This is a genomic window from Pseudomonas sp. WC2401, assembly GCF_041200115.1.
Classification (GTDB): Bacteria; Pseudomonadota; Gammaproteobacteria; order Pseudomonadales; family Pseudomonadaceae; genus Aquipseudomonas; species Aquipseudomonas fragi.
Map to the genome: position 1 here is coordinate 4,442,664 of NZ_CP165623.1, position 15,464 is coordinate 4,458,127.

The 15,464-nt window shown below is 46.3% G+C and carries 11 protein-coding genes and 1 pseudogene; 7 read left to right on the forward strand and 5 right to left on the reverse strand.

From position 1 onward, the window contains the following. Nucleotides 1-4: 4 nt before the first annotated feature. Together AB3G35_RS20395 and AB3G35_RS20400 are read right to left on the reverse strand one after the other, a co-directional pair. On the reverse strand, nucleotides 5-3,265 hold the full coding sequence (locus AB3G35_RS20395) for a hypothetical protein (protein ID WP_369782003.1): 3,261 nt from the start codon (nucleotides 3,263-3,265) through the stop codon (nucleotides 5-7). Then, nucleotides 3,262-4,602, reverse strand: a complete 1,341-nt coding sequence (locus AB3G35_RS20400; RefSeq protein ID WP_369782005.1) for a tyrosine-type recombinase/integrase — start codon at nucleotides 4,600-4,602, stop codon at nucleotides 3,262-3,264. Before AB3G35_RS20400 ends, AB3G35_RS20395 begins: the two co-directional genes overlap by 4 nt. 905 nt (nucleotides 4,603-5,507) lie before the next feature. Here AB3G35_RS20400 and AB3G35_RS20405 point away from each other — a divergent pair. From AB3G35_RS20405 to AB3G35_RS20420, 4 genes are all read left to right on the forward strand, one after another. After that, the gene (locus AB3G35_RS20405; RefSeq protein WP_369782006.1) at nucleotides 5,508-6,185 is read left to right on the forward strand and encodes a hypothetical protein; all 678 of its coding nucleotides are present in this window, start codon (nucleotides 5,508-5,510) and stop codon (nucleotides 6,183-6,185) included. 78 nt (nucleotides 6,186-6,263) lie between these two features. Beyond that, nucleotides 6,264-6,902, forward strand: coding sequence for a hypothetical protein (locus tag AB3G35_RS20410; RefSeq protein ID WP_369782008.1), 639 nt, complete (start codon nucleotides 6,264-6,266; stop codon nucleotides 6,900-6,902). Between the two features lie 583 nt (nucleotides 6,903-7,485). Then, on the forward strand, nucleotides 7,486-8,088 hold the full coding sequence (locus AB3G35_RS20415) for a hypothetical protein (protein WP_369782009.1): 603 nt from the start codon (nucleotides 7,486-7,488) through the stop codon (nucleotides 8,086-8,088). 225 nt (nucleotides 8,089-8,313) lie between these two features. Further along, a complete protein-coding gene (locus tag AB3G35_RS20420; RefSeq protein WP_122702853.1) occupies nucleotides 8,314-8,505 on the forward strand; it encodes a hypothetical protein in 192 nt (63 codons plus the stop codon). Between the two features lie 111 nt (nucleotides 8,506-8,616). Here the strand turns inward: AB3G35_RS20420 and AB3G35_RS20425 are convergent, their stop codons facing one another. From AB3G35_RS20425 to AB3G35_RS20435, 3 genes and pseudogenes are all read right to left on the reverse strand, one after another. Further along, complete coding sequence (locus AB3G35_RS20425; protein ID WP_122702852.1) at nucleotides 8,617-9,348, reverse strand: HNH endonuclease; 732 nt, start codon at nucleotides 9,346-9,348, stop codon at nucleotides 8,617-8,619. Continuing rightward, a pseudogene (locus AB3G35_RS20430) lies at nucleotides 9,345-9,932 on the reverse strand (AAA family ATPase); the annotation flags it as partial. The pseudogene AB3G35_RS20430 and the gene AB3G35_RS20425, both read right to left, overlap by 4 nt. 3,614 nt (nucleotides 9,933-13,546) lie before the next feature. Further along, on the reverse strand, nucleotides 13,547-13,918 hold the full coding sequence (locus AB3G35_RS20435) for a hypothetical protein (protein WP_369782010.1): 372 nt from the start codon (nucleotides 13,916-13,918) through the stop codon (nucleotides 13,547-13,549). Nucleotides 13,919-14,214: 296 nt separating this feature from the next. Here AB3G35_RS20435 and AB3G35_RS20440 point away from each other — a divergent pair, with 296 nt between their 5' ends. The 3 genes from AB3G35_RS20440 (at nucleotide 14,215) to AB3G35_RS20450 (ending at nucleotide 15,338) form a co-directional block, all read left to right on the forward strand. Next, nucleotides 14,215-14,487, forward strand: coding sequence for a hypothetical protein (locus AB3G35_RS20440; protein WP_369782011.1), 273 nt, complete (start codon nucleotides 14,215-14,217; stop codon nucleotides 14,485-14,487). Nucleotides 14,488-14,724: 237 nt separating this feature from the next. Further along, on the forward strand, nucleotides 14,725-14,859 hold the full coding sequence (locus AB3G35_RS20445; protein ID WP_369782012.1) for a hypothetical protein: 135 nt from the start codon (nucleotides 14,725-14,727) through the stop codon (nucleotides 14,857-14,859). 83 nt (nucleotides 14,860-14,942) lie between these two features. After that, on the forward strand, nucleotides 14,943-15,338 hold the full coding sequence (locus tag AB3G35_RS20450; protein WP_369782013.1) for a hypothetical protein: 396 nt from the start codon (nucleotides 14,943-14,945) through the stop codon (nucleotides 15,336-15,338). Nucleotides 15,339-15,464: the final 126 nt, after the last annotated feature.

The window sequence follows — 15,464 nt, forward strand, 5'->3', positions numbered from 1 at the left end:
AACCCTACTCCTTAGCCACCGCAATAACCGGAACATAATCATCAATCAATTTATTGATACGGCCGTCTTGAGCCTGCCAAATTGACGCCAAATCTTCTATCCCAATGCCACTTTTCTTGAGCATTGATCGAATCACTGAAACCAGCTCAATTGGAGAATCAGAGATAGTGCCCTTAAAAATTTCAAGTACGCTTACCTTTCCTGAAAGCAAAGAAAGTTTGAGTGCCTTATATTTAGCTCGGGCGACCTCCGAGACTAAGTCAGGAAACTGACTATCTTGATGAAGGCGAGATAAAACATAGAAAGCTGAATCTTCATCAGCGTTGAATTGGCGAAAATCCCGCTCTAGAATTTCTGGGCGATATGAGTACAACTTGCCTGGATCAGATTTAAATTTTTCTGCAGCCGCGACCAAATGGTCTCTACACCAAATCCAAGCCAGGAGATCTCCAACTACGATCTCTAGACGGTTATCCACCTTAATCAATTCATGTTGATTTTGCTCTGGGATCCGGTCGGCATATTCATGCAATGATCGAACTTCGTCTGTCAAATTAATCACTTTGACTTCTATTGCCTCAAGATTATCGATACCCTTGACAGCGTAAATACAAAAGCCGCACTTGTTTTCAGTCCCAGCTGCTTTCATCTCGTCTGTACAATCTCCGTTCCTAGTGCAAATATGGGTGGGATAGTGCGCAAGTCCTGAGTGATATCCCTGCGCGATTCGTTGCACCCCATCAAGTTCCTTATCGCTTCCCGCCGCAGAAATCGAAATACATCCAAAATCGTGAACAGCTTTTCGGGCATCTGCAGCAAGTGACTTACGAAAAGTTGACCCTTCAAGTGCCGGATCTATCGAAGTACCTCCCCATATCTGCTGAACTCCCAGTTCAAGATGGTGTGATATTTCTGCCTTATCCTCATCATCCAGCTTTCTGTAATATCTTACGACCGCCTCAGATTTATGTGCAGTCTTAAATCTGCCGACATCTTTAGCAGACAAATATTTTGACCAGCTATTAACGGTACTAGAACGAGTATGATGAGGGGTCATATCGGTAACCAAGCTTAGCGGACAAAATAGATCACCCGCCTTTGTGCGATTTTCTTTACCCGCATTGACGGTATCACCATAAGCAAAACCCTTAGCCTTAAGTTCAAAAAGCTTACAATTAAGACCATGATCATTGAGAAAGAAGTTAAAATCGACAAGAAACTTTACATACATCTCACTATAAGCATTATCTGTTCTAGGTAGCCCAGAGGCAAAACTGCTTGAAAATAAAGGTTTGAATTTTGCTTTCTGTGTATCCACATTTCCACGATAAAAAACTTTTACCTTAAAGCTTTCAAGATCGACTAAAGATCTAATTTCCCGTTGATACCTTAAGGCTTCAAGTGTCTGCAGCGCAACGTAGGATTCCACTGGGATTTTTGAGACTTTATCTACGGCAACGTGTAACTTGAAAGCCACCAACCCGGCGCCTTCAATAACATTTTTATCAAAATCTATGCAAAGCCAGCGTACACTCTGATGTCTAAGACCACTGTCTACTGCAGTCAAAACATGTATAGCATAGTGAGGATAGAGCAGCGTAAGATAATTATTACTAGAAAGCGGTATGTTCCAGCGCTCTAGAAAAACGCTTGGAATTTTCGAAATGATGAACCGACGCCCACTCCAATAAAATGAGTTATCCCACCCTAACCTTTGTGCAAGGGCTGTAAAATCTCGTTCATTAGTTATGGAAATATCGCCAGATATTACGCAATCGTTAATTAATTTGATTGCATTGATTATGGTCGCCAAGTAATTCAAAGCTATTGAATACTGCCATTTTGCGAAGGGTCTTGCTTTGCTCTCACCTCTGCTGTTCGATGGGGGCATATCCATTTCATGAATGGGATTTACAAAACCTTCATATCCATGAACGTGCTGATACTTAGCCTCTACCCAAGAAAAGAAATTTTTGAGCTGCAGCATCGTTGCATAGGGTGCAGTCTCCACATCGTCATCAAACATTTGGGTAAGAAAGGTTTTGAAAGATGGCGGAGCTCCGGTTATCGGGTCAGCCGGTGAGATAAAAATGTTAGAAATGTCTTTCGGACAAGATGGATAGTTGTATATCCACGTGACTCCACTGATAGAGTACCATCTAGGCAAAAACTCAAAGAGATATAGATTAAATTGGGCTATCCCAAGGGCACTAACCTCTTCACGTTCATATGTTTTCTCTCTAAGATATCTAATCTGGCTTTTCAACCAAAGATCCAGAGTCCCCGTCAAGAGTTCACGCCATGGGGCGAAGAGATCAACCGTCGACATGCGTCTCGGGAGATAATCTCGCTTAACCCAGACTTTTACGAAATTGTACAACTCATCTACCGAGTCTACCGAGTCCTGAGACCCTGAAATTTTTCTTTCCCTTATTTCTGAAGGGGTGGAGCCAATGCGTCGAAAGCGTATTGCCTGCTCTAGACGAGGTAAAAACTCATCCAGAGTAAAGGGAACGCGATCACCGTAGTAGTGGCATACATACTGCATAATAGCTCTTGTGGGGATTTCGGCAGTGAGCAATCGCTCTCCCATTGTGTAGGTCAAGTGAATCTCAATGACTTCGTCTATATCTATTTGCTCAGGCTTGGTAACTCCGCACATCCAAAATAAACGAGTCCCATACTGTGCAATTCTTTCACAAACCTTTTTGGGTACTCCTGACCAAAAATCACTTGCAGCAAGCTTATATCGAGAGGAAATCAAGAATCTCATAAGCTCTGGATATGTTTCAAAAGCAAAATCCGTTCGAGTTCCAGGAGCACCATTTCCTGAATTGGAGGATAATGCGCTAAAATTCGCTGGAATCGAAATAAGACCATTTTTATAAAGCATTACAATCGTCAGCCACAGTCCGCGCCTGACCCAGGTATACACGGACTTCTTATAGTCTTTTTTGGATGGCCCCAAGATCATATCCATGTCTAAATTTTCTTGATTGCTGCCTGCCGCAACATATTTAAACACCTCGAGCACCCAATCAAATGTATAACAAGCTTCTTCAAGCCTTGGTGCATAAACGAAATATTTAATAAAGCTAACCTGGCATGATTCCGGCCCTGCTGTGATAGTATCGTACGACCAATGCTTCCCTTTCCCATATTCACCCTGTATAAACTGCGCTGCTTCTGCAATACTAGCTTTGATAGCAGAGTCAACATCTGCATCGCCGCCGATCCAGACGGGCATATCAGTATGATTAATCATGGCTTTAACATCTCCGGGTGATAGCCTATTTTTTTGTAACCATCCTCAATATCCGCGTGGGCTGTGCTTCTATCTAGATGGTCATAAACCAGAGTGCTCTCGAGTTTGACATGCGATACTAAGTCGCTTGCGACTTCAACTCCGAATCCTCGCCTATCACCTACAGGCACCTCATGGATAAGAAAGGTGACATAGCAGTGCCTAATATCGTGGGGTGACACATTAACAATGTTGTACTTCTTAAGTAAGCGCTTGAACATCTTGCGAATAACCCCCTCAGATGCCAAAGCCAATGGCTGCCCACGCGTCTTACCTTTCAGCACACGAAAAACAAACTTATGAGTTACCCAGCGCCTATTAGCATCAAAAACAGGGTACTTATCTGAAACAAGTAACTCCGCATATGAGTCCCAAAAAACCTTGTCGAATGGCGGCATAAGAAAAACCGAGTTATTTTTTCTTCCCTTCCAGCGCAGGCTGGATACTTGAGACACCGATAAGCCCATCTCATAGTAAAGGCTTGGCCTATTACTCGGATCTATAGCCAGTACGCTATTCGTATCTGGGTCAATGTCTATTGTCAGAGTCTGAAGTGCTTCTGAGATTCTCTCCCCCCCTGCCGCAAGCAATGCCAAAAGACAGCGATCTCGAACATTTTTTATTCCGGGCAAGATCTCCAATAGCTTGTGGAAATCAAGCCGTAGCTCTCCGATGTAATGTCGCGCCGACCCACGATAATATTTAGGTAGCAAATTTACGTAACTACCCTTTATTCCACCAGATATGCAACCAGCAAGAAATGATGTCTGATATATCCGCTGGGAATTTGATCGACTGAATTCCATGTAAGACTTGTATGGAACTCCAATTCCTGGCTTGTCACTGCCCTGCCCCAAAAGAGTCATTTTCGAAATTGTGCTATTTACAAACTTGTCTGAAACCTCAAATGCGAACTTCAAAGCAGATCGATACACATTGACAGTACGTCTTTTTACCAAGCGGCGATTGAGCCTTACGCACACCATCCTGATTACTTCATCATCTGAATTGCACCCTACAGTCAACGACTCGAAGAAAACATGCACAATATCTTCGTACTTCATCTCGCCCGCTACTTTACCTAGCAGCAAAGAGCAAATTACGTACTCCACGACGAAATCCAGGTATCGAGCTAATGCTCCAACATATGAATTCACTGTTAGCCTTGCCCGACCAATAGCGATAAGAGCACTACAATATTGCTCCACCCCTGACACTAATAATTTATCTGGAATAGACTCGACGACATAAGTTTTCACACTCTTAACTACTGCAGGAACCATTTTGAAATTTTTCATAGCGCCTCCACAATGGGCTAAAGCTACTACGAAAAAAACCAGCACCACAAGAACTTTTCCTCTTAAAAAACATGAACAAATTACAGTCCATCGCTTCTTGTTATGTCAATTTTTGAGAATTATTTTTTGCAATAACATATATAAAAACTCAGATCACGGCACCTTGGCATCCGACGCAGACCAAGCAGACCAAGCAGACCAAGCAGACCAAGCAGACCAAGCAGACCAAGGTCTACGGCCAAACATCAATCGCATCCTTTCCATGTCAATATCCCTAATATTATTAATATCAAAAACTCATTTATTGATAGAAATATCTTTTTTAATCTTAGTTAAAAAAATAGTTTTCGAGTAATTAAGAAATGCAGTTATGAATCGAAACCTTGAACTGCGTTGGTTCTTGCGGGCGACCTTTACCCAGCCCGCGTTTCCGGCGACGACCCGGCATTGCGCCACATATTGGCCTTTCCACTGTAGGCGCTGCATCTCGCTTACCTGTACACGATTGGATAGGTCACCTTCCGTTTCCAACAGCTAGCTGCCCATCCTCGGAAATACTGATCGTCAACCAACCTACGACAGTCACGTTTGAGTATACGAGCGTAGCTTCTGATGCTCTTCGACTACTCAGGTAGGAACTCTACGCTCGTCGAACAGCTTGGACTCAAGGCATAAGGCGAGCGACTCAAAGAGGGGTCGTTCGGCACACTTCAGCGGAGCGCCCAAAGAGGCGGGGTCTCGATGCGCAGCAGCATCCGAGCTCCCCATGTGTCAATTTCAATTTAAGAGTATGCTCGTAAGATACTGATTCAAAAGAAAAATTCTTTTTTTAATTTCGTTTTTTCCCTTGACCACTTCAGCCCCATGGTCTTCAGTTCTCACTACCGTCCAAGAGAGAAATCACCATGAGATTTTCAGCTCTGTTCCACCCGGAATGCGCTCCCGTAGCTCTCAAAGGTGTTTTCCATTACGTGGTGTTGAGCGCCCTGCAGTGGAAGACCCCGAATCTTGATCTGATGGCAACCGCTCGCAAACAGCGCTTCGCCGTCCTCTACAACCAGCCGCTAGAGGACAGATTCGCAATCGAGACTCTAGAACAGGCACACATCCAAGGCGCAATGTCCGGGGTGAAGCTGGTTGCCGTTCACAAAGACGTGCTTCGTGTCTTTTTGAGTGACGAAGTGGCGGGCTCCACTTTTTCTGCCATCGAAGCCCTATGGAAGCCGATCAAAGAATTGGAGCTCAACCGAAGGTTGGAGGTGGATTTTTCGTGTGAGCACGAGGCCTATTCAGGCCGTTCTGATTACTTGTTTTGGCGTGAAGTCAAGGAAGTCCTTGAGTCAAATAGCCTGGGGATTGAGCGCTACAACATACCGGTTCTCGATGACTGCGCTGAGGAGATATCAAACTGCGACGACCGCATATCTCACCGGTTGCATGTTGACCTCCTCCAGACCGTTACCCCCTCGGAGTCACCCGAGCGTAGCGGACTTTGTAGCGTCGACTATGGGCCACCATCGCTGTTCGATGACGGATTGTTACGTCGGTGCGGCGAGCAGAAGTCCAGATGCCTAATGAAGTAATGGGATAGGTACTCAGTCTATCGTTGAGTACCCGACACAGGTACGGCTCACACATTCCTTCGCCACACGGTGCCCACCATGATCTATTCCCGCTTGCTATATACCGAGCACGAGCAGCCTCACAACAATGATGGTGAGGGCGCATATACGATTTTTTCTACACAGCAATTGTTCGGCGCTGACTGCGTTCCACTTGGTGACATGAGTGTTCAGAAATTTGCTGTGCTCTGGGAAGGGCAAACCGATACAAGGGTGATCGACTTGATCGAGCAATCGATCATGTTGACCATCCTCTCTCCAGTCAGGCTATTGAATGCTTCCAAAGGCACGCTTGTCGTTGTGCATGACAGCAAATTGGTCGGAGAGAATTACAAGCTGTTCTGTCTTGTCTGGGAGAAGATTGCGGCTGGTGTAATGTACGACGAATGGACTGTCCTGTTTGTCAAAGACACTGGTGCAGGGCTTGGGCTTAAGGGGGGCAGGATCTTCAGGCAATTCGCTCGTGAGATCTTGGACAACAATGAGCTCGGCATCGTGGAATTTACGCCTGATATGTTCTTGTTCAAGGATGACTGGGCACCTGAAAACATTTTTGGGCCACCACCAGGTGAGGAACCCGAAGCGGATCCGGAGCGGATACAACATGCTCTGGGTCTCTTTGACGAGGACTTAGATTCATGGCGAGAGTCGGCGACCGGTTCTAAACCTATCCCATAGAAGCTGATGTTGACCCGCGAGGTGGACAACACCGATTTGTGCGCGCCCGGTCGGGACGGCTGTCGTAAATCAGGCCCGGCGATGCTCGCCGTTGTCCTGACCCTGCCGGGCTTCCATCCTCACGCCTGCGCGCTCCGCTTGCTCGTATTGATAAGCCTTTGGCCTACATGATCGCCCCACGAGCAAAAATCTTCCGCACCTGCTCAAGGTTTTCCAGACCCAACCGTTTTTCATAAGTATGTATCCCTTTGAGCAACGGCTTTGACCATTCCTAGTGATCCCTTCGTACATCGTCTCAGCGGTGCCATATCGTTCCCTTGCACTCTACAAGGCAACCGCCAGCACCGTGCATGGGTACGACTCATCAATAACATTCGATCCTCTACCAGCACATCCGAGTTCGATAAAGCTGCTGCCTATGCTGAAGGCTATGCGCACGCGCTTGTCGATAGTGGGCAAATCGATATCTCCACGGATCGAGATCTGCTGATCATTGTGACCGTGGATGCGTGGCGATCCTCTCGCGTATTGCCCTGATATTGTCCTGGCTATTTCGATCTACCTGCCCCCACCAAGGAAAACTATGAGCCCTGCATTTCAACGTTATGCCGACGACGAAATATCCGACTTGAGCATCCGTATGCCACAGCGAGTGCTGCCCACGAGCGTCAGTCATTACCCGATTGAGGTATTGGTCAGCCAGTTAGAGAAGTACCTGGTTGATCCGTCTGCCGCTCATGAGCGGCATCCATGGGCCGGGCGATTTGTTATGGGCATGCCTGTGCCAATCTGGGCGCGTGCCCTCGAATGGAACGTAGGCCAGAAGGGTCGTTTCATTGCCGCTGTTTGGTCAGGGGCCGACCTGGGAAGCTACCTGACAAACGACTGGTGCGAGTCAGCTAACACTGACAGGGCATTGTTGGAGAACAGCGAGATTTTGATTGATGGTCAGCAACGTCTTCACAGCCTGGAGGAGTATTTCCTTGATCGCCTTGCGGTTCCGGATGCACAAGGTCAGCCGAGGGTCTGGTCTGAACTCGGCAATGGCGAGCGGAAGCGTTTTTTGTCGACGATCTTTGCCCATGCGAGGGTGTCCTCTGGCGATGAGGTAGCATTGCGAAAAACGTATGACCTTTGTGCGCAGGGCGTTATGCCCAGGTCATTCGATCAGCGCACCTTTCGTTAGCCATCGACGCTACGGTTGTTGTGGCATGCCCTAGGAGGGACGGCTGTCGTGAACCAAGCCCTGTCTACGACAGGTCTTGGCCCTGCGGGCTTCCATCCTCATGCCCTTCGACCCTCCTGGTCTGCGCGCTCCACTTGCAGGATGTCGAAGTCACCACGTAGATTGGACATCTCCTGCAGCTACCAGATACTAGCTCCCATCCATCGAGAAGTGAGGTAAGGCGAAATGGCATGGCTCTTTTGGAAAGACAAGCGTCCTCAATGGATTCAGGCGGAAGAGCGAGCATTCATAAAAGCAGCCAACTCCCTGAAAACATTGCAGGTAACTCCTCGTGGCGGTGTGAGGATTGATCCTGAAGAGCTGAGGGATCAGATCCTAAACGCAAGAGAAATGTACAAAGATCTAGTGGAGAAATAACCTTACAATATGCCCCTCCGCCATGAGACTTTAAGCACATAGCTCGGTTCCATAGTGGAAGGCCACACACTTTCTTTTGTAGAACGCTGGCAATATGCGACCAACCAACAGCTAATTGAGTTTGTATATACTTTGTTTTAGCTCAAATAGCAGTTCTGCTAGACCTTGTCCCTCAACCGCTGAAAGTCCAACTCCGATAGCTCTTTCAATTTTTTCATGCAAAGATGCTAAAGGTGGATGCATCCCATTAATAGCGTAAGACCTTTCAAGCATCTCGAATGAAAGTTCTTTGTAAGTCTTAGCCCCCTCAGGCGAACAATGTGAATATTTTGCAAAGCTAAGTGAGTCGGTGCTAATCTGTACGTACGTGAGATGAGCAGAGTAAATAAAACCTGGAAGTGATGGATTAATTATCGGCAGTATCTTGCCTACCAGATATCTATCAATCCGAGCGCCTTTCCATTGATTACAATGCACGCATCCAACAGTCAGATTGTCAAGTGAGAAGGTAAGTGACGAGTGCTTTGACTTCGGAAGAACGTGCTCTATATGCCACGCCCAGCCATAATGCCCAACAGGGCGACGGCAATATGCGCAAGATCCAGCACATTTATTGAATAGATGATTTTGTACGCGCTGCCTAACGTTTTTATATGTTGCTCGCTCAACCGGACTAAAATCAAATGTCCTAGAATCAGCCTCCCCTCTTTTAAAGGTCTTTGAAGCTGCAGGTGCGGAAAAAGCCGACCAAGCCTCACCACCGTCCATATCCTTGCTTTTTATCAGATCAATAAGCTTTTGCAGATGATTTTCTTCGTCGCCGTCTACACAAAGAGATTTCATATTGAAATCTTATCCTTGATTGATTTAGTTAAACCTTTCTGTACAAACTTAATAGCGGCCTGGATCTGCTTTTCAGCTTGCTCGGATAACCCCATTGCAGAGCTCAAGCTGCGCAACAGTTTTATCGCTTCGGCTCGTTCAGTTGCGCCTTCGGCGTAATCAAGCACGGTATCAGCAATCTCCACGCTCACTTCCCGAGTCTGATACGGTGAAGTATGGAACTGCCGCAACACCAACTGCTCATGACTTGCAACTTTCACAAAACTATAGAATTCATACGACACACCTTTATTATAATTTTCTTTTGAGTTTGCCTTTACCCCACCATCAACCCGAGCATCCAATACGGCAACGACATTATCGGGATTACCGTCTGCGCGCACTCCTTCGCTGATCATAATAGGAGAGTGAGTTGCAATAACAACATGAAACCTGTCGAGCCTCGATAATATCTTCAGTATGGTTTTGTGAAATTCCATTTGCCAATGCAAGTGCAAACTTAGCTCCGGCTCGTCTATTAAAAAAACCGTGCGCTCCTCCATCACACTAAGTATTTTGGCAAACATAAGCAAGCGATTTTGCTCACCAGTGCTTAGACCCTCAAACTCCTACGCATTCGTGTTTGTATTTTGAGTCGATTCATTTAAAGCATCGGTCACAATTAACTCATCAATCATGTCTGTGCCAATACTCATCAAGTTGATCTTTAGCCATTCTGCTAAGCATCTGAATGGTCTTGGTGGTGGAACAAACGAAGTGATTGCTTTGTTGCTAACTGGGTCGTATTTGCAGTCCATCAAGTTTGTCAAAGTGATGCGATTTTACTTTTTGACTCGATAAGGTAATGGATTCTTCAAAATATCGATTGCATAGACGTTTTCCAATATGACTTTATCAATTCAGCATGTGCTTTTTTAGGGATGTAGTGATGCAGATCCCGCTTCATAGCTGTTAAAATACAATCCCCTTAATTGCAGATACATTTTACATTTCCGTTATTGCTGTATTCAAATTCATTATGTATAGTTGTACAGGCATACTTTGTGACTCACTTTTTCAGCTGACCAAACTACTTTTTCCTAATGATTATTCCCAATAATAATACAACCGCTGCACTTTTCTTTGCCTTTTATCAAATTAGCTGTTGAGTTTTTAGTTCTTTCAAGGTATTCATTTCAGGTATTCACCTGAAATAATTCAAGTTCTACTTCACTGGCTCATTCCATTTAAATCCATGTTCATACGGCGTTCAGTGGAATTGGAGCAGGTGTAAGGCGATGTAATGTCTCCATATTGGTGATGGTGAGTGTGTATAGATATTGCCTTTACAGCTGAAAGTTGTCCTTTAAAATTTGGCTGACGATTCAGCCAGGGATTTAAGTTATGTGTAATTCAATACCGGCTCATTTCTGTAAAGTTATTTTGCCAGGATTAATGTTTATTGCTTAATCTTTGCCTGTAATAACCCACTGCGTTCAGGCCAGTGCCCAGGTTGCTGGTGTCACACAGGCATAATAATTTGCCGAAATCACTCTTCACCGCTGTTTTTAAGTTGATTACAGGCGAAGTTGTGTACGCAGGTATCCATTTAGTGGTGACCAGCCTGCTACTCCTGGCCTGGTGCCAGCGGCATTTGAAATACCGCGCCACGGTGTTTATTGCTGTTGTGGATTGTCGATTGCTCCGACTGACCTGTTTGCTCTCGCGTCCACAAGCGCAGTCGCGCGCCTGCCGGAGTGGTCGGTAACCAGCCTTGCAGGCTGCATCCGCACCTTGTGCGCTTTCGCGCTCATTGAAGCGACCCTGCCACCATTAAACAATATGACGCCCTGCTGGTGCTGAAAGCGTCAAACTCTGACTCATGCTGAATATAGTTCTTTGGACACAACGTTGAAATTGGTAAAGTTTGGATCATTGTGATGGTTAGTAATAAAAACTTTTGCTGTAGGCTATCATCTGCATGAAACTTACCCAAAAGTGGAAATATTGATTTCTTTAAAATAAACATTTAACATTCCTGCAAAATCCGCTTAGGTCTGCGCGCGATAACCAGGCCTGTGGAATTTATTGAAGGCTACCTGGTGCTTTATCGCTCAGGCAGCACCTCAACACCATTGATCCTGCTGATTGGGCACCGTAGATGTAGGCTGATGTCATGCCGATTAAAACCGGAGGGGTGATTGGTGCTGGGTATGCGTGCAGGTGCCATCAACCACGTTGATCACCCTGGTGCATTCAGGCCTGACCTCACCAGGTAAGGAAGATGAATTGCTTAGAGTTTACATCTGCCTCAATAGCTCTTTAGGGCCAGGCATTCCTTAGGTACTGTGATTAGTGCTTTGTCATTTTTTTTGCCCGTTGCCTGTCTAGTTAAGGGTAGGAATTTAGCAGGTTCTTTGGCTGTTTTCTCCTTGAGTCATTAAACAAGCCACTCCAACTGGGATGATCTGCTGCTCCAGGCAACCCTGGGGAGGGGTAGAGAGAAGCAGGGATGGGCAGCCTCCCTGCCCTGAGCTGGGCACTGTGCTGACAGGCAGGGAGTTTCTGCCTGAGCCCAGACTGGTTGAAGTTTAAAATTTCACACCACATAGGGTTGGTACTGGCACACAGTGGGAGGGATGAAGAAGCCAGAAAAGATATGAGCACTGTGAGACAGGATGGGATTTGTTTCAGTGGAATTGTATTTATCTTTGAATAAATCTGTCTTGTTTTTTTGTTGTGTGTGATGATTCTTATGTGTTTGCTTTTGGTTTTGGTTTCTCCTGGGTTTTGTTTGTTTGTTTGTTTTTTTTTTCTTGCTCTGCAGTGAATCTCACTTTTTGTTTTTTTTTTTTTTTTAAATATATATTTTTATTTTTTTTTATTATTTTTCTTCATTATTTTTTGTTTACAGAGGAAAGGCTTGAACCAAATTGTTTTTCAGCTGGGCATGAAGTTTTTCATTATTGTGTTAAGTTTTGAAGCAGAGAGATGATATTTACTGTGTGTGCCAGGCAGCCAGCTCTTTAATTTGCAATATCTTTTGTAGCCATTTTGTTTTCCATTTCTTTTAGGATTTTAGTTATTATTTCCTTGATCCTTGTCTTCAGCCATGGCCTGATTCAATGTCTTGTAAGTTTTATACTGTGGGCCAGCCTTTGGGGTCTTTGTGTTGAGAGGTGTGTGGTTGCAGGCTGGTATGTGTGTGTGTGAATATTTGGGTTTATTTTTTTTTTTTTTTTTTTTTTTTTTTTTTATATGTTTGCTGCAGCTTGCTGTGTGTATTTATAGTGCTGAAGAATATGATGGTAGTTCTTTTTCAACTTGATTACTGTTTCTCTAGATCATTTTATTTATTTATTTTCCATGTTTTGAGCTTGCTGATTTTTGTGTGCAGAGCTGCTGTTCAAAGGCCATGCATTGTAAGAATTAGATGGCATGACAGATACTTTGAGGAAGATCAGTGGCTCAGCAGAAGCTCAATGCCACCAAAAGTGCAGTATCCGAAGTTGAGGCTTAGTTATGCTGTTTGCTCTGTGAATCTGGGGGTGGCCCAGCTGTGGATTTCAACTGGCCATTGAGCTGAGACCTTTTGCACTGATGGGGCTGCAGTGGCGCGGTGGTTTCACTGCAATCCCAGCTGGGTTTGTTTTGTAGTTTTATTTTTTTTGAGAAGAGACTCCTGGCCAGGCTGGAATTTTTTTTTTTTTTGCAGTGTTTTGAACTCCTGGGCTGGAATGATTGTCTTCTGGAGATGGGATTAGCTGGGTTTCAACATCCAGGTGGGATTTTTGTAGTTCTGTCATGGTCTCGGCTGGTCTCCAGGCCAGGCTGGTCTCCTGGCTCAGCCTCAGCCTCCCAGCCTCCCAGCCTCCCTGCCTGGCCTCTCCTGGCCTCTCCTGGCCTCCCAGGCCAGGCTGGGAGGCCAGGCCAGGCTGGGAGGCTGGGACTGGAGTGTAAAGTGTTGGGAGGCCAGGCAGAGTCTTGCTTTGGCCAGGCTGGGAGGCCAGGCCAGGCCAGGCCAGGCCAGGCCAGGCCAGGCCAGCCTCCCAGGCCAGGCCAGCCCAGGCTGGGAGGCCAGGCTGGAGTTTTGAGACCAGGCAAAAAAAAAAAAAAAAATGTGTGTGTTGGGAGGAGACAAGAGGAGTGGAGGGGATGCAGCATGATCCAGGCACGCGCGCTGCCAATTTTGTAGCGTCACGTTGTCGATATCACTGCTTCAGGCTGAGCAGATATCGTCAACCCGGTTGCTGATTGAAATGTCAGCTGGCCAACGGTGATTTACGTAAGCCAGTTGGCAGAAAAAATCCCAATCCCATTCAGGAGCGTCCGAGCAAATCTCTAACGGGACTTCTAGGTGGCTCAGGAAAGCGAGCAATGAGGTTTGGGCTTCGACCAAGGTTTGCCCGTGCGCAGCCAGGTTGAGCTGAGGCAGGACGTTCTGGATCACGAAGTCGCTGCAGTCTCCGACTAGGTAGGTGTCTGTGAGTTCGACGTAGTATTCATGGCCGGCTTCGGACACGAGTGCCAGGGAAATCAGCTTCGTATCTCGGTTCAGCTGTGTGAACTCACAGTCCAAAAATAGCTTCATCCCCTCCTCCCCTGTGAGTACCTGGTTCATGCCTGCGGTGTACCCTTGGTAAAACGATCAAAGCCGACTGGTTTCTTTTATGATTTTAACCGATTGTCCTGACGAGCCTATGCCTGCACTCACAGCAAGGGAGGTTTGCCAAGTGCTGCGCAATGCCATCTTGGGAGGCGCATGATGGTTACCCTGGTGGACGAGAGGCATTGATCGCATGGATTCGCGATCAACTCTATGCCGACGAAAGAGATGTCACAGATCCAAGGCGTGCTTGATGGCCGAATCATCGCATCGATGTATAGATGTCCAAGATCTTCTTTTATTTTGGGAAACCCGCCCAAAAAGGCCCATTTTCTACGGCCTATGATTACCTCTCACATGACGAGGTACTGAAGATGTTTGATTTTCTGAAAAAAAGACGCGATACCGAACAGCAGCGCAAAATCAAACGAGTCATGGATGCTCAGGAAGCGTTTTTGGCTCTGTATGAGACGTCCACGCCGATCACTCTGCAGGAGGAACTCAACGCCGTTGCTAAAATTTTTGAGCAAGGACGGCGCGATGATCGAGAGTGATTTGGAGTGACATAGTAATACCAGTTTTAGCATTCACGGGTCGCTCAAGGGGGTAATGAGGAGTAAATTAGGGGTAATTCGTATACCTCTCATTGCCCCCTGAAAAGCTCCAAATAATCTTTTAACCACATGATATACAGAGTATTTTCTTTAGCGCGAAACTATAGGCCTCTCTAGAAGCGACCCTGCGCCTTGAAGTACAAAGGAGCCAACGTAGAGTAAGCAGGGTTAGCAACCATGTTGGAATTAGCTAAAGAGATTGTAAGTAGCGGGCCTTCGGGAGTTATCGCCTTGCTGGCATTCGCAGCATTCGGCGTAGCTTGGAAAGCTCTATCAGTGCTGGAATCAGCGAAAAAGAAGGACAAGGAATGAGGCCCTGGTCGAAAGTGCCGGCATGGTGGTCTGATGAGATTGCGCTCCTTCGAGGAGGGGCTCATGCAGGTCGGTCTCAGGCGATGCTTCGTGTCGTCTTCGCGCTGGCGACAATGACCCCTACGGCGAAGACATACACAGTCGTCTCCTCTATCAGCGAGCTGATGGAGCGCACTGGATTAAGTCGGCCAATGGTTCGCCAGGCCTTGGTTGACGTGGAAGCGCGGGGGTGGATTCGACACAAGCCTGGTGGAGGCAAGCTCAAGTCCGAGTACACGCTTGCATGCCCACATTTCGAGGCAGAAAAGGACGGCTACTACTACAAAATCCCAAACAAAGAGGTTGTTAAGAACCTTCCGAAGATCTCTCGCCGAGGGGAGAAGGCGCTTGCGGCGCTTAAGATCTACGCCGGTGCTACTGATCGTCCGACCGAATCAAGCAAGGATCTCGAGCATCAATGTCGAGAACTTGAGAAATAGGGCTGCTGTGCAGTGGACTTCTCTTCGAGACGGCTTATCGATCCTCGCTACGCACGGCATGATCGTTGTAGATAAAGCCCCTGGTGATGATGGTGAATACGTGAAAAACCAATACGTGATCAAGGG

Excerpts from the sequence above, each read along its gene's own strand:
- AB3G35_RS20425 (WP_122702852.1), bottom strand. The coding sequence starts at position 9,348 with ATGAAATCTCTTTGTGTAGACGGCGACGAAGAAAATCATCTGCAAAAG.
- AB3G35_RS20450 (WP_369782013.1), top strand. The coding sequence starts at position 14,943 with ATGCTTCGTGTCGTCTTCGCGCTGGCGACAATGACCCCTACGGCGAAG.
- AB3G35_RS20440 (WP_369782011.1), top strand. The coding sequence starts at position 14,215 with ATGTCCAAGATCTTCTTTTATTTTGGGAAACCCGCCCAAAAAGGCCCA.
- AB3G35_RS20400 (WP_369782005.1), bottom strand. The coding sequence starts at position 4,602 with ATGAAAAATTTCAAAATGGTTCCTGCAGTAGTTAAGAGTGTGAAAACT.
- AB3G35_RS20410 (WP_369782008.1), top strand. The coding sequence starts at position 6,264 with ATGATCTATTCCCGCTTGCTATATACCGAGCACGAGCAGCCTCACAAC.
- AB3G35_RS20435 (WP_369782010.1), bottom strand. The coding sequence starts at position 13,918 with ATGAAGCTATTTTTGGACTGTGAGTTCACACAGCTGAACCGAGATACG.
- AB3G35_RS20415 (WP_369782009.1), top strand. The coding sequence starts at position 7,486 with ATGAGCCCTGCATTTCAACGTTATGCCGACGACGAAATATCCGACTTG.
- AB3G35_RS20420 (WP_122702853.1), top strand. The coding sequence starts at position 8,314 with ATGGCATGGCTCTTTTGGAAAGACAAGCGTCCTCAATGGATTCAGGCG.
- AB3G35_RS20395 (WP_369782003.1), bottom strand. The coding sequence starts at position 3,265 with ATGATTAATCATACTGATATGCCCGTCTGGATCGGCGGCGATGCAGAT.
- AB3G35_RS20445 (WP_369782012.1), top strand. The coding sequence starts at position 14,725 with ATGTTGGAATTAGCTAAAGAGATTGTAAGTAGCGGGCCTTCGGGAGTT.
- AB3G35_RS20405 (WP_369782006.1), top strand. The coding sequence starts at position 5,508 with ATGAGATTTTCAGCTCTGTTCCACCCGGAATGCGCTCCCGTAGCTCTC.